General features: G+C 65.0%; 13 protein-coding genes. 5 read left to right on the plus strand and 8 right to left on the minus strand.

The features are described from left to right. Positions 1–315: 315 nt before the first annotated feature. Positions 316–1,035 (plus strand): MgtC/SapB family protein, encoded by a 720-nt coding sequence (locus CLU90_RS14040; protein WP_198511323.1) that lies wholly within the window; start codon positions 316–318, stop codon positions 1,033–1,035. After that, positions 1,035–1,346 (plus strand): hypothetical protein, encoded by a 312-nt coding sequence (locus CLU90_RS14045; RefSeq protein ID WP_157808823.1) that lies wholly within the window; start codon positions 1,035–1,037, stop codon positions 1,344–1,346. Before CLU90_RS14040 ends, CLU90_RS14045 begins: the two co-directional genes overlap by 1 nt. Here the strand turns inward: CLU90_RS14045 and CLU90_RS14050 are convergent. Next, positions 1,338–2,735: a sensor histidine kinase gene (locus CLU90_RS14050; RefSeq protein ID WP_100428206.1), complete on the minus strand. Its 1,398-nt coding sequence runs from the start codon at positions 2,733–2,735 to the stop codon at positions 1,338–1,340. The two genes, CLU90_RS14045 and CLU90_RS14050, sit on opposite strands and share 9 nt — an antisense overlap. Next, positions 2,728–3,408 carry a response regulator transcription factor gene (locus CLU90_RS14055; RefSeq protein WP_100428207.1) on the minus strand — a complete coding sequence of 227 codons (681 nt, stop codon included), beginning with the start codon at positions 3,406–3,408 and terminating at the stop codon, positions 2,728–2,730. Before CLU90_RS14055 ends, CLU90_RS14050 begins: the two co-directional genes overlap by 8 nt. 227 nt (positions 3,409–3,635) lie before the next feature. On the opposite strand from CLU90_RS14055, the gene CLU90_RS14060 reads away from it, so the two are divergent. From CLU90_RS14060 to CLU90_RS14070, 3 genes are read left to right on the plus strand one after another with little or no spacing between them, the layout of a single operon-like run. Next, positions 3,636–4,769: an efflux RND transporter periplasmic adaptor subunit gene (locus tag CLU90_RS14060; protein ID WP_100428208.1), complete on the plus strand. Its 1,134-nt coding sequence runs from the start codon at positions 3,636–3,638 to the stop codon at positions 4,767–4,769. Beyond that, on the plus strand, positions 4,762–7,866 hold the full coding sequence (locus CLU90_RS14065) for an efflux RND transporter permease subunit (protein ID WP_100428209.1): 3,105 nt from the start codon (positions 4,762–4,764) through the stop codon (positions 7,864–7,866). Before CLU90_RS14060 ends, CLU90_RS14065 begins: the two co-directional genes overlap by 8 nt. After that, complete coding sequence (locus tag CLU90_RS14070) at positions 7,853–9,130, plus strand: TolC family protein (protein ID WP_100428210.1); 1,278 nt, start codon at positions 7,853–7,855, stop codon at positions 9,128–9,130. Before CLU90_RS14065 ends, CLU90_RS14070 begins: the two co-directional genes overlap by 14 nt. 69 nt (positions 9,131–9,199) lie before the next feature. Here CLU90_RS14070 and CLU90_RS14075 read toward each other — a convergent pair whose 3' ends face one another. From CLU90_RS14075 to CLU90_RS14100, 6 genes are all read right to left on the minus strand, one after another. Then, positions 9,200–9,406, minus strand: coding sequence for a hypothetical protein (locus CLU90_RS14075; RefSeq protein ID WP_092714130.1), 207 nt, complete (start codon positions 9,404–9,406; stop codon positions 9,200–9,202). Positions 9,407–9,486: 80 nt separating this feature from the next. Continuing rightward, positions 9,487–10,404 carry a site-specific tyrosine recombinase XerD gene (xerD, locus tag CLU90_RS14080; protein ID WP_442906700.1) on the minus strand — a complete coding sequence of 306 codons (918 nt, stop codon included), beginning with the start codon at positions 10,402–10,404 and terminating at the stop codon, positions 9,487–9,489. Then, the gene (locus tag CLU90_RS14085) at positions 10,401–10,901 is read right to left on the minus strand and encodes a methylated-DNA--[protein]-cysteine S-methyltransferase (RefSeq protein WP_100428211.1); all 501 of its coding nucleotides are present in this window, start codon (positions 10,899–10,901) and stop codon (positions 10,401–10,403) included. Before CLU90_RS14085 ends, xerD begins: the two co-directional genes overlap by 4 nt. Before the next feature lie 425 nt (positions 10,902–11,326). Further along, complete coding sequence (locus CLU90_RS14090) at positions 11,327–12,607, minus strand: TRAP transporter large permease (protein ID WP_092714132.1); 1,281 nt, start codon at positions 12,605–12,607, stop codon at positions 11,327–11,329. After that, the gene (locus CLU90_RS14095; protein WP_100428212.1) at positions 12,604–13,176 is read right to left on the minus strand and encodes a TRAP transporter small permease; all 573 of its coding nucleotides are present in this window, start codon (positions 13,174–13,176) and stop codon (positions 12,604–12,606) included. Before CLU90_RS14095 ends, CLU90_RS14090 begins: the two co-directional genes overlap by 4 nt. Positions 13,177–13,293: 117 nt before the next feature. Next, positions 13,294–14,286: a TRAP transporter substrate-binding protein gene (locus CLU90_RS14100; protein WP_100428213.1), complete on the minus strand. Its 993-nt coding sequence runs from the start codon at positions 14,284–14,286 to the stop codon at positions 13,294–13,296. Positions 14,287–14,372: the final 86 nt, after the last annotated feature.

Consider the following 14,372-nt stretch of genomic DNA (forward strand, 5'->3'; position numbering starts at 1 on the left):
CGGCTTCCTGAAGAGAGCTTCAGTTGACCAAAGCGGCTACGCTGGCTAGACTGTCCCCGTTATCAATTGTATGGAGTGACTCGTGGGTGCTTGTTCCAGTGACAGTAGTCGATTGACCATCGGCGATCGGCCTTAGGCAAGACGCGCGCATTCCGCCGCCCTGCCCTCGGCAAGGTGCGGTTTCAACAGCGGCAGTCTTCTCTCGCCGCACTTCCCTCCTCATCGTTCCACCGTTGTCGTCTGCTGCCCCCAATCCGGGCGGATTATTTTCGCCTTTGCACTCGCCTGTTCCTCCCCAGCCGGGAGAAACTGATGGTGGTATTTGACTTTGCGCTGCGCGTTGCCGCGGCATTGACCCTGGGCGCCATGATCGGCGCCGAACGCCAGCTGCGCCAGCGCATGGCGGGCCTGCGCACGAATGCGCTGGTGTCCGTCGGCGCCTCGCTGTTCGTCATGGTTTCCGTGCTCGAAGGCGATGCCTCGGGCCACATGCGCATCGCCGCGCAGGTCGTGTCGGGCATTGGATTCCTTGGCGCCGGCGTCATCATGCGCGAAGGCATGACGGTGCGCGGCCTGAACACGGCCGCCACCCTGTGGTGCTCGGCCGCCATCGGCATCCTGTGCGGCCTGGGGTTTGCGCTGGAAGCGGCCATCGGCACGGGCTTCGTGCTGGTGGCCAACCTCGTGCTGCGCCACCTGGCGCAGCGCATCAACACCCACGGCAGCGAAGCGGGCATCGAGACGGAAAGCATCTACCGGGTCACGGCCGTGTGCGAGGCGGAGCAGGAAGTCCAGGTGCGCAAGCTGATGCTGCGCCTGATCAGCGGCATGCCGGCACTGATGCTGCAATCCTTGCACAGCGAGGATGCGGCGCACGCGGGGCGTATCGAAGTGCGGGCCGACCTGCTCACGCCCTTGTCCAGCCTGGGATTGCTGGAGCAGATCGTCAGCCAGGTGAGCCTGGAAGGCAGCGTCTCGGCCGTGCGCTGGGCGCTGGTCAACAACGCGGAATTTGTCGCAGAACGAGGAGTGTGATGATGAAAAAATTCTTCCATTGGTTTGCCCGGCGCGCTCCCGTCGTGGCCACCTACCGCCTGACCGTTACCTGCCCTGCGGCGCAAGCGGACCATGTCGCGCGCCTGCTGCTGGCCGAACTGAAAGGCGCGGGCCTGGCGCCGTCGCAGATGCTGCGCAGCTGGGACGAAGCCCGGCAAGTGGTGCAGCTGATCGCCACGGTGCTGTGCCAGGCCGTGCAGCGCGCCGTGCTGGTGCGCTTCGTCAACCGCGCGGGCGCCTGGCCGCAAGTGCGGCAAGTGCGCTGGGAAGGCGTCGCGCCGTCAATCTGAGACGGGCAGGCGCATGAGAAACAGCGCACCGCCTTGCGGGCGGTTTTGCGCCTCGATGCTGCCGCCATACGCGTGCACGATGGCTTGCGACAGGGCCAGGCCCAGGCCGAAACCGGGCGCCTCGCCCGCGCGCGCCTTGGCGCCCCGGTAAAAACGCTCGAACAGATGCGGCAAGTCTTCCACGCCGATGCCGGGGCCCGCGTCAGCCACGCCGACGAGCGCATGTCCGCCCTCGCGCGCCACGTGCACGGTGATGACGCTGTCTGGCGGCGAAAACTTCACGGCGTTATCGAGCAGGTTGGCCAGCACCAGGTCCACGGGGCCGGCCGCCACGCGCGCGTGCACGGCCACGCTGGCATCGAAGACGATGCGAATGCCGCGCTGCGCGGCCGCCTTTTCCAGGCGCTGCGCGGCCGCCTGCACGAGGGGATTGAGGGCGATGGTTTCCACGGCATTGCGCTCCTGGCCCACGTCCAGGCGCGTGAGCATCAACAGTTCTTCCACCAGGGTCGTCAGGCGCTGCACTTCATCGAGACACGACGCCAGCGCGTCGACATATTCGGGCGCTTCGCGCGGGCGGCGCAGGGTGATTTCGATTTCCGTGCGCAGGCGCGACAGGGGCGAGCGCAATTCGTGCGAAGCGTCTGCCGTGAAGCGCCGCTGCGCATCGTAGCCATGTTCCAGCCGGTCCAGCATGGCGTTCAGGGTATCGACCAGGCGGCCGATCTCGTCCTGCGTGCCGGGATGGGGCAGGCGCTGGTGCAGGCTGGCCTCGCCGATCGAATGGGCCTGGTCCACCACGTCGTCGATGGCGCCCAGCACGCGACGCGTGAGCATTTCGCCGGCCAGTCCCACGGCCGCCAGCAAGGCCAGCGCCATGGCGCCAAACAGCACGGTGGCCGCGGCCAGCACGTGGTCGGCGTCGTCGAGCGAACCGGCCACCTGCACGGAAAGACCCGCGCCGGACGAAGGCACGGGGATCGACACCATGCGCAGCGGCTCTTCGCCGAACTTGGGCAGGGTCTCGAAGACGGTCTCGCCGGCCGCCAGGCGCGCCAGCAGGGCGGACGGCGCCGGCAGCTGCGCCGCTTCCAGGTTGCGGCTGCGCGCCAGCACGCGGCCTTCGCCATCGATGATCTGCACGAGGCGATCGAGTCGCGTCAAGGACGGCGGCGCCACGCCCGGCGCCACCTCGTGCACTTGCACGGGCTGGCGCGGCGCGGCCGGCAGCATGGCCATTTCCGTCTCGCCCAGCGCCAGCAGGGCCGCATCGAGCTGGCCGTGCACGGCGCGCGACAAGCCCCAGTAGCCGGCCAGCGCCGTACAGGCGACGATGGCGAGGATGACGGCCAGGTGCACCAGCAGCAAGCGCTTGCGAAAGCTAGCCACCGTTGTTTTCCGCCAGGCGGAAACCGCGTCCGCGCACCGTGTGGATCAAGGGCGGCAAGCCCGGCGCATCCACTTTTCCGCGCAGGTTGCGCACGTGGACGTCAATCAGGTTATCGATGCCGATCAGGTCCGCCTGCCAGATCTGCTCGGCCAGGCGCGCGCGGCTGACCACCTCGCCCGCCTGGCGCAGCAGGATCAACAGAATCGCATATTCCTTCGGCGTCAGCACCAGCGGCATGCCGGCCCGCGTGGCCTGGTGGCTGACGGGATCGAGCGTCAGATCGGCCAGCGCCAGCACCAGCGGGCGGCTGATGTCGGAGCGGCGCAGCAAGGCCCGGATGCGCGCCAGCAGCTCCTCGAATTCGAACGGCTTGGTAAGGTAATCGTCGGCGCCCGTGTTCAGGCCCGCCACGCGGTCGGCCGTGGCGTCGCGCGCCGTGAGCATCAGCACGGGCGTCTGGATGCCGCGCGCGCGCAAGTCGCGGCAAAAATCGATGCCCTGCTTGCCCGGCAACATCCAGTCCAGCACGATCGCATCGTAGTCGACGGCGTAGCTTTCATCCTCGCCCTCTTCCGCGCTGTGCGCCATGTCGACGACAAAACCTTCTTCCTGCAAGCCGCGGGCCAGCAGGCGCGCCGCCTTGCGGTCGTCTTCCACCAGGAGGATTCTCATGCCTGCCTTTCGCGTCGCACCTTGTTTTCCATGCTGGCATTTTACCGCGCCGCAGCGTGCGCACACGGAACCTGAAGAATGATTCAGGCGTTCTTGGGCGCTTCTTCAGGAGCACATTGCTATGCTTTTCCGGCGCTGTACTGATACTGCCCGCGCCCCCTCTGACCGCCCGCCTGGGCACGGCATCCACGCATGCCCCATCACCATCAATAACAAGGAAACAAGGGATGAACACGACCACCCGCAACGCCCTGGGCGCCAGCTGCGCCCTCGCTCTCGCCTGCTCGGCCCTGGCCGGCTGCGCCAAGCCTGTGCCGGCGGCCACGCCGCCCGTCCAGGCCATGCACCTGGACGACGGCAGCATCGCCGTCGACAAGATGTCGCCGCTGCGCCAGCGCCTGCAGATCGCCGCCGTGCAGGAACAGGAGATCGCCACGCAGACGCAGGCGCCCGGCAGCATCGAGGCCATGCCGGAAAAACTGGTGAAAATCACGCCGCCGCTGGCCGGGCGCATCACGCGCTTGCAGCGTTCACTGGGCGACAGCGTGAAGGCGGGCGACCCGCTGTTCACGCTCGATTCGGCGGAACTGAGCGCCGCCTACGCGGACGACAGCAAGGCGCGCTCCGCCCTGCTGCAGGCGCGCCAGGAACTCGAGCGTCAGAAAACCCTGTTCGAAGCGGAAATCGCCGCGCGCAAGGAGTACGAAGCGGCCCAGGCGGCCTACGACCAGGCCGGCAGCGACGCCCGGGCCAGCGCCGACAAGCTGGCCCAGTACGGCGCCGACGCGCGCGGCACACGCCGCGCCCGACGCGATTACGTGCTGCGTTCGCCCATCGCGGGCACCGTGATCGCCATGGAAGGCGCCCAGGGCGGCTACTGGAACGATATCAACGCGCCCGTCATGACGGTGGCAGATCTGTCCACCGTGTGGCTGTCGGCGAATGTCGCCGAAAAGGACCTGGCCCAGGTGGCCGTGGGCCAGACGACCCGCATCACGGTCGATGCCTGGCCCGGCAAGGCTTTCGAGGGCAAGGTCGCCTACGTGGGCGCCGTGCTCGATCCCGAGACGCGCACGGTAAAGGCAAGAGTGGCCATCGACAACCGCGCCGGCGCCTTCAAGCCGGGCATGTTCGCCCACGCGGGATTCGCCGGCGCCAGCCGCCGCGCCCTCCTCGTGCCGGCCGCCGCCGTGCTGCAAAGCGGGCCATCGACGCGCGTGATGGTCGAGCGCAGCCCGCTGGTGTTCACGCCGCGCACGGTGGAAGTGGGCGCCAGCCACGACGGGCAAGTGGAAATCGTCTCGGGCCTGAAGGCTGGCGAACGCATCGTCGTCAAGGAAGGAGTGCTGCTCAATGATTGACCGTGTCATCGCCACCTGCTGCCAGCGGCGCGGCATCGTCTGGCTCGTGCTGCTGTTCGTCGCCGCCTATGGCGTGTATTGCTGGAAGCAGCTGCCCATCGAGGCCTATCCCGATATCGCCGACGTCACCTCGCAGATCGTCACGCAGGTGCCGGGCCTGGGCGCCGAGGAAATCGAGCAGCAGATCACGATCCCCCTCGAGCGCGCCCTGCTCGGCACACCGGGCATGCACGTGCTGCGCACGCGCAGCCTGTTCGCGCTGTCCTTGATCACGGTGGTGTTCGAGGATGGCAGCGACGGCTACTTCACGCGCGAACGGCTGCAGGAGCGCCTGGCCAGCGTGAACCTGCCCTACGACGCCAAGCCGGGACTCGATCCCTATACGTCGCCCACGGGCGAGATCTACCGCTATACGCTGGAATCGACAACGCGCTCCCTGCGCGAACTGTCCGAGCTGCAGTTCTGGACCGTGATCCCGCGCCTGCAGCAGGTGCGCGGCGTGGCCGACGTGAGCAATTTCGGCGGCCTGACGACGCAATTCATGCTGGAACTCGACCCCGCAAAACTGGACAGCTACGGCTTCTCGCTGGCGCAGGTCAAGGACGCCATCAACGCCAACAACATCAGCGGCGGCGGCAGCGTCATCGACCGCGGTCAGCAATCGTACGTGGTGCGCGGCGTGGGTTTGCTCCATTCGCTAGCCGACATGGGCAACGTCGTCGTCAGCAGCAAGGACGGCGTGCCCGTACTGGTAAAAGACCTGGGCAAGCTCGCCTACGGTAACGTGGAGCGGCGCGGCATCCTCGGCAAGGATGACAACCCCGACACCATCGAAGGCATCACCCTGCTGCTCAAGGATTTCAACCCGTCCGAAGCGCTGGCCGGCATCCATGCGGCCGTGGACGACTTGAACGCCCACGTGCTGCCGAAGGACGTCAAGGTCGTGCCCTACCTGGACCGCAGCTCGCTGATCGACGCCACCCTGCACACGGTGGGATTTACCTTGGGTGAAGGCATGCTGCTGGTCGCCCTCGTGCTGCTGCTGTATCTGGGCAGCCCGCGCGCGGCCGCCATCGTCGCGCTGACGATCCCGCTGGCCCTGCTGATCGCCTTCATCTTCATGCACCATTTTAAGATTCCCGCCAATTTGCTGTCCTTGGGGGCGATCGACTTCGGCATCCTCGTCGACGGTTCCGTCGTGGTGCTGGAAAACATGCTGCGCCGCCGCGAACGGGAGCAGGAACGTCCCCTCACCCTGCAGGACGCCGTCGACGCGACCCTGCAAGTGGCGCGACCCATCATGTTCGGCATGGCCGTCATCATCGCCGCCTACCTGCCCCTGTTCGCCTTCCAGCGCATCGAATACAAGCTGTTCTCGCCCATGGCGTATGCGGTCGGCGCGGCGCTCGTGGGCGCGCTCGTGGTGGCGCTCGTGCTGATCCCCAGCCTGGCCTGGCTGGCCTTGCGCAAGCCGCGCCGCATGCCGCACAACCGCGCGCTGGACGCTCTGGCGGGCGCGTATGGCCGCTTCCTCGAACGCATGGTGGGCAGGAAGCGCTGGGTGGCGATGGTGTGCGCAGGATCGCTCGCGGCGCTTGCCATCCTGGGCGCCAGCATCGGGCGCGATTTTTTACCGTACCTCGATGAAGGTTCCTTGTGGCTGCAAGTGCAGATGCCGCCCGGGATCACCCTGGACAAGGCGTCCGAAATGGCCAGCGAACTGCGCCGCGCCGCGCTGGAATTTCCGGAAGTGTCGACCATCGTCACGCAGACGGGGCGCAACGACGACGGCACCGATTACTGGACGCCATCGCACATCGAAGCGAGCGTGGGACTGCATCCGTACAAAAGCTGGAAGTCGGGCATGAGCAAGCAACAATTGATCGCCAAGATGCACGAACGCTTCGCCCGCATGCCTGGCATCAGCGTGGCCTTCATGCAGCCGATGATCGACGGCGTGCAGGATAAATTGTCGGGCGCGCACAGCGACCTGACGGTGAAAATCTTCGGCAGCGACCTCGATGAAGTGCGCGCCATCGCCGGCAAGGTGGCACGCGTCTTGAAAGGCGTCCCCGGTGCTTCCGACGTGGCCGTGGACGTGGAGCCGCCCCTGCCCAACCTGAAGGTGGAACTGGACCGCGCCAAGGCGGCCCGCTACGGCATCAACGCGGCCGACGTGGCCGACCTGATTTCCACCGGCATCGGCGGCGCGCCCGTCGGCCAGGTCTACGTGGGCGAGAAAAGCTACGACATCGCCGTGCGCTTCCCGCCGGCCCTGCGTTCCAGCCCCGACGCCATCGCCAATTTGATGCTCAACGCCGCCAACGGCGCGAGGATCCCGCTGGCGCAGGTGGCCACCATCAGCACCACCTCGGGCGAAAGCGTGATCGTGCGCGAAATGGGACGGCGCCACATCATCGTGCGCCTCAACGCCCGCGGACGCGACCTGGCCGGCTTCCTGGCCGAGGCGCGTCCGCTGGTGGCGCAAGCCGTGGCCAGCGAGCACCAGCGCATCAGCGTCGAATGGGGCGGCCAGTTCGAGAACCTGCAGCGCGCGCAAAGCCGTTTGGCGCTGATACTGCCGATGACCCTGGGTGCCATGTTTTTGCTGCTGTTTGGCCAGTTCCGCAACCTGCGCCAGCCCGCGCTGGTCTTGCTGGCAGTGCCGCTGGCCATGCTGGGCGGCCTGGCCGCGCTGCACCTGCGCGGCATGACCTTGAACGTGTCGAGCGCCGTCGGCTTCATCGCCCTGTTCGGCGTGGCCGTCCTGAATGCCGTGCTGATGCTGGCGCAGATCAACCGCTTGCGCAGCGAGGAAGGCAAGAGCCTGCGCGACGCCGTGCTCGAAGGCGCGCGCGACCGCATGCGCCCCGTGCTGATGACGGCCACCGTGGCCGCCCTGGGCTTGACGCCGGCCATGCTGGCGACGGGCCTGGGCAGCGACGTGCAGCGTCCGCTGGCGACCGTCGTCGTGGGCGGCCTGGTGACGGCGACGGCACTGACCCTGCTGCTGTTGCCGGCCCTGTACTACCTGATCGAGGCGCACCTGCAAAAACGCCAGACGCATACCGAAGGAGAGACCCATGACACGTTTTAATCTGCTGCTGGCGGCCTGGCTGATCGCGCCCGGTGCCGTGGCCGCGCCCTTGAGCTTTGACACCTACCTGTCCGCCGTGGAAAGCCACAGCCTGGAATTGCAGGCGCAGCAGGAAGACATCACCTCGGCCAAGGCCGGCATCGGCATCGCCGGCCTGCGTCCCGATCCCGAGTTCACCTTGGGCGCGACGCGCGAAACCGTGCGCAGCGTCGAGCACCGTCCCGTCACGTGGAACCCGGCCATCAGCATGGCCATCGAGACGGGCGGCAAGCGCGCCGCGCGGTTAAAAGCGGCGCACAGCAATGTCGCGCTGGCCGAGGAAACGGTTGCCGGCTTCAGGAGCGAGCTGTATGGGACCGCCGCCGCCGCGTTCACGCAAGCGTGCCGCACGCGCGACGTCCTCGCGCGCAAGGAGCAGACCATGGCGGCCCTGTCAAAAGTGGTCGAGGCGAACGCCGTGCGGCGCAAGGCGGGCGACGTGGGCGGCATCGAGCTGCTGCAGTCGCGCGTGGAACGCGACCAGTTCCAGGCCGAGCTGGCGCAGGCGCGCAGCGAGGCGGACAGCGCCATGTTGAATTTGTCGCCGCCGCTGGGGCGCCAGTTCGACGCGCTGTTTCCGGACGCGCAGCTGGCCTGCGACTTCGCCGCATATGAAAACAGCGATGCCAGCGCGCTGGTGCCGCAGGCGCTCGAGGCCCGCAGCGACGTACGCATCGCCCGCGCCACCGTCGACCATCTGCGCGACGGCGCGGCGCTCGTGCGTGCCAACCGCGCCATCGACCCGACCGTCACCGTGGGCCTGGCCGCCGCGCGCGGCTACCATGAGGGCTTTGACGCCAGCGGCAGCCCCGTCGACGGTTCGCCCCGCTCGCGCGCACTGTCCATCTCGCTGGCCATCCCCATTCCCCTGTCGCGGCGCGACAAGGGCGACGTCGTGCAGGCGGAAGCAAGTGTCACGCAGGCGATGCTGGCCCTGCGCCAGGCGGAGCTGACGGCGGAAACGCAGGTGCGCACGGCGCAGCGGCAACTGCGTGCGGCGCAGGACAGGCTGGCGCGCTACCGCGACGGCGTGCTGGTCGATGCGCAAAAGGTGGTCGATGGCATGCGCCTGTCCTACTTCAGCGGCAATGCGTCGCTGCTGGAATGGCTGGCGGCGCAGCGTTCGGCCGATGAGGCCTACCAGGGCTATGTGCAGGCGCGCGCCGATGCGGCCATCGCCAGCACGCAGCTGCAACTGGCGATCGGCCAGCGGCCGAGCTTGTAGCGGGGAGAAAGTAGAACGAGGAGTTACCGGCGCGGCGAGGATGCCGCACCGGTCGTCAAGAACGGGGAATTACTGGGGCTGGGCAGGCGCGTCGCCGGCGTCGTCGGCATCGTCCGCTTCCGGCTCATCACTTTCCGCACCCTCGGCACCCTCTTCGCCTTCGGCCGGCTTCGGATTGTTTTTCGCTTCCAGCTTGCGCCTGGCTTTTTCCTCGGCTTTCTTCTTCTTTTCCAGCTCTTTTTGCCGTTTTTCGTATTGGAAATTTGTCTTGGCCATTTACTACCTCTTTAGTTTTTAAATGTTACAGATAAGCACATAAGACACATTATGACGCAGTTGGAGCAAACACCAAATGTTTAGCCGCGTGGATGATGCTGCGCGTGCAGCAGTTTCAGCCGTTCGCGGGCCACATGCGTGTAAATCTGGGTGGTGGAAATATCGGAGTGCCCCAGCAGCAATTGCACGACACGCAAGTCGGCGCCATGGTTGAGCAAGTGGGTGGCGAACGCATGGCGCAGGGTGTGCGGCGACAGCGGCGCCGTGATGCCGGCGCTCAGCGCGTGCTTCTTGATGATGACCCAGAACATTTGCCGCGTCATGGCGCCGCCGCGCCGCGTGACGAACAGCGCGTCGTCCATCTGCCCGTCGAGGATGATGCCGCGCGCTTCCTTCAGGTAACGCTCGATCCACAGCCGCGCCTGCTCGCCGAACGGCACCAGCCGCGTCTTGCTGCCCTTGCCCGTGATGCGCAGCACGCCATCGTTGAGGCTCAATTCCACGGATTGCAAGTCCACCAGCTCCGACACGCGCAAGCCGCTTGCATACATGAGTTCGAGCATGGTGCGCTCGCGCAGCCCCAGCGGCGTGCTCACGTCGGGCGCCGCCAGCAGCGCTTCCACCTGCGCTTCGCTCAAGGTATGCACGAAGCGCGCGGGCTGCTTGGCCGACACCATCTTCAGGCACGGGTCGGCCGCGATATGCTTGTGCCGCAGGGCCAGCTGGTAAAACCGCTTGAGCACGGACAGGCGCCGGTTCGACGACGTCGCCTTGCTCTCGTCGTGGCGGGCGGCGAAATACGCCTCGATGTCGGCCGTCGATACTTCGTACAGGCCTTCGCGCCCGGGCCGCGCCACTTCCAGCCAGCGCGCAAACAGCCGCATGTCGCGCCGGTAGGCGTCGAGCGAGTTCTTCGACAAGCCGTCTTCCAGCCACAGGCTGTCGCAGAATTCATCGATCAGGGTGGCGTTGTCGGGCGCCAGCAGGCTGTTCATCATAGGTAAGCCGCCACGCCCTCATGCGCCAGCAGCCAGCGCTTGACGCCCAAATGAAATCCCGTCGCGTCGTCGTGATGGGCAAAGCCGCCCAGGCCGCCAGCGGCCGTGACCCGGTGGCAGGGGATCACCACGGGAAACCAGTTGGCGCCGCAGGCCTGGCCCACGGCGCGCGGCGCCGAGCCGATCAGGCGCGCCACGTCGCCATAGGTGCGCACCTGGCCGCGCGCAATGCCGCTGATCGCCGCCCACACCCGTTGCTGGTAGGCGCTGCCCAGCGTGGCCAGCGGCAGGTCGAAGACATGATCGGGATCGCGGAAATAACGCGCCAGTTGCTGGCAGGCCCGCTCGGAGACGGCATCGAGCGCGTCTTTTTCGGCAAAATGCGGCGGCAGGTAGACCAGTTCGCATATCTGGCCATCGTGCGCGCGCACGCCCATGGCGCCAAACGGCGCGGCCACGATGGCCGTGAACAGCTCGCTGCCCTGTTGTTTTTTCATCTGCTGATCATTGTTCAAGTGTGGCAAATATACAACCTGCCGGCCCCGGAAACGGCGCCATGGGAATTATGCACCGACTTTGGGCGTGCCGGCGGACGTTTCCTGCGCACGAAAAAAAAGCGCACCAGCCGGTGCGCTTCAAATATTGCTTCACGTTCCCGGTCGTTTGGGTCCGCCGGTGCCGGCTTGTGGCCGCAGACAGCTATGACTCAACAACTTCTGTGAAACGTGTGTCTCCTCAATATATCCCCGGTATCAATACCGTTCTTATAGACCACTCCCCCACTAACCTTGTTGCCAATTCTGTATTTCAGCCTTGCTACCGGGGCGCATATGCATATACGTGTTTCCCCTTAAGGCTGCCCATCATAGCGCATTTATTCGGCCGTATCGACTTTTTTTGCACCATGACGGGGACAACTGTTTTAGTTGTAAATTAAATTTGGCAGCCACAGCGAGATTTGTGGTACGTAGGTGATCAGGGCCAGGAAGCCCAGCATCGTCAGCAGCCATGGCATCACGGCCACGGTCAGCTCCGAGATGCCCATCTTGGTGATCCCGGACGCCACGTACAGGTTCAGGCCCACGGGTGGATGGCACATGCCGACCTCCATATTGACCACGATCAGGATGCCGAAGTGCACGGGATCGATACCCAGCTTCATGGCGACGGGGAACAGGATGGGCGCCATGATGAGCACGATGGACGACGGCTCCATGACGTTACCTGCCACCAGCAGCAGCACGTTGACCACCAGCAGGAAGCTGATCACGCCCAGACCCTTGCCCGTGATCCATTCGGCCATCGCTTGCGGGATGTTTTCACTGGTCATCAAGAACGAGAACAGCACGGCGTTGGTGATGATGTACAGCAGCATCGCCGACATGGCGGCCGAATCGAGCAAGACCTTGCCCACCTGCTTGATCTTCAAGTCCTTGTAGACGAAAACGGCGATGTAAAAGGCGTACACGGCGGCCATGGCGGCCGCTTCCGTCGGGGTGAAGGCGCCCGAATAAATGCCGCCCATGACGATGACGATCAGCAGCAAGCCCCAGGCGCTTTTCTTGAACGTGACGAAGCGTTCCTTCCAGCTGGCCTTCTGCATGCGCGGATAGTTGTTCTTGCGCGCCAAAAACCACGTGGTCAGGCCCAGCAGCATGGCCAGCATCAGGCCGGGAATCACGCCCGCCATGAACAGTTTTCCCACCGAGGTGTTCGTGCTGACGGAATACATCACCATCACGATCGACGGCGGTATCAAAATGCCCAGCGCGCCCGAAGTGGTGATGACGCCGGCGCCGAAACCGCGCGGATAGCCCTGCTTGACCATGGCCGGCAGGATGATGGAGCCGATGGCCACCACGGTGGCGGGGCTGGAACCGGAGACGGCCGCAAACAGCGCGCACGCCATCACGCCGGCCAGCGCCAGGCCGCCATGCCAGTGACCGACCATCGAGCTGGCGAAGTTGATCATGCGCCGCGCCACCCCGCCATGCGTGAGGAAGTTACCGGCCAAAATGAAGAAGGGGATGGCCATGATTTCGAATTTCTCGATGCCCGTGAAAATCTTCAGGGCCACCGATTCGATGGGCACGCTGGTCATGGTAAACAGGAACGTCAGTACCGTCAGGCCCAGCGAAATGGAGATCGGCATGCCGGTCAGCATCAGCGCCAGCAGCAATACAAAAATAATCAGCGCGTTCATGCCTTGGCTCCTTTTTCTTCCGCCGTCAATTCCTCTTCCAGGCCCTCGACGTGCGAGTGGTCATGCTTGGGCAAGGCGCCCGTCCTGATGAAATGCACCATCACTTGCAGGAAGCGGAAGCACATCAGGTAGGAGCCGAGCGGCACGGCCAGGTAGACGAGCCACATGGGAATTTCCATGTCGGCCGAGGTCTGGTCCGTGTGGCCGATCGACCACACGAAGCTGGCGCCCAGGGTCCCCACTATGCCCGTAAACAGGGCGCCGGCGGCCAGGCCGAAGACGATGAAGCGGTCGCGCCAGCGCGGGTTCATGCGGTTGATCAGCACGTCGACGCCCACGTGGATGCCCGTGCGCACGCCATACGCGGCGCCGAACTTGGCCATCCAGACGAACATGTAGATGCACAGTTCCTGGGCCCAGCTGGTATTGATTTGAATCAGGAAGTCTTGCAGGCCCGGTATCGGCAGGCCCGCCAGGTAGCGGTGCACGACCGCGACAAAAATGATGAAGGTGGCCGCGCCCATCAGGGACGCGATCAGCCACTCTTCCAGGTGATCCAGAAATTTCATGGTGGACTTTCAAAGAATGCGGGTACACGGACTCCGGCGCAGGACGCGCAGGAGTCATTCAAGCCAGTGGCAGGGAGGCCCTGCCTGGCGCGCCAGGCGGCGCGCCACAGCAGCTGCTTACTTCGCGCTTTCCTTGTTGATGGCCGAGATCAGATCCTTGCCGATGCGCCCTTCCATGGCCTTCTGCACGGGCGCCAGCGCCTTGCGCCACTCGGCCTGTTCCTGCACCGTCAGGGTATAGATCTGCGTCTTGCCCGCTTTCTTGATGGCGTCGAGGGCCTGGTCGTTGTCGCGCTGGGCGATGGCTTTTTCAAACGTGGTCGCCTCGCGCATGGCTTTTTCCAGCTGCGTGCGGATATCGGGCGGCAAGCCATCCCAGAATTTCTTGTTGACGATGACGGCATAGCCCAGGTAGCCGTGGTTCGACACGGTCACGTGCTTTTGCACTTCATGCATCTTTTGCGTGTACATATTCGATGGCGGATTTTCCGTGCCGTCGACCACGCCCGTCTGCAGCGCCTGATACACTTCCGAGAAGGCCAGCACCTGCGGATTGGCGCCCAGCGCGCGCATCTGCGCGTCGAGTACCTTCGACGACTGGATGCGCATTTTCAGGCCCTTGAAGTCGGCCGGCATGTGCAGCGGCTTGTTGGCCGACATCACCTTGAAGCCGTTGTCCCAGTAGGCCAGGCCCGTGATACCCTTGGGTTCCAGTTTCTTTAGCAGGCTCTTGCCGATTTCGCCTTCGGTGACGTTGTACAGCGCCGTCTTGGTGGGGAAGATGTAGGGCAGGTCGAAGGCTTCGAATTCCTTCACGCCCAGCGGGCCGAACTTGGCCAGCGAGGGCGCCAGCATCTGCACGGCGCCCAGCTGCAGCGCCTCGAGTTCTTCCTTGTCCTTGTACAGCTGGCTGTTCGGGTACAGTTCGACCTTGACCTTGCCGTTCGTGGCTTTTTCGGCCAGCTGCTTGAAGCGCTCGGCGGCCTGGCCTTTCGGCGTGTCGGTCGCCACGACGTGGCTGAACTTGATGACGATGGGCGCTTGCGCGTAAGCGTGGACGCCGGCGGTGGCGCCGATGGCGGCGCACAGCGCGACGAACAGGGTTTTCATTGGTGGCAGTTGCATTTTTGTCTCCTGAATGGTTTTTAAAAAAACTTTATTATTTGTCTATTTGGATATTGTGCCAAAGAAACTGC

Origin of the sequence: Janthinobacterium sp. 67 (genome assembly GCF_002797895.1) — a bacterium.
Lineage (GTDB): Bacteria > Pseudomonadota > Gammaproteobacteria > Burkholderiales > Burkholderiaceae_D > Janthinobacterium.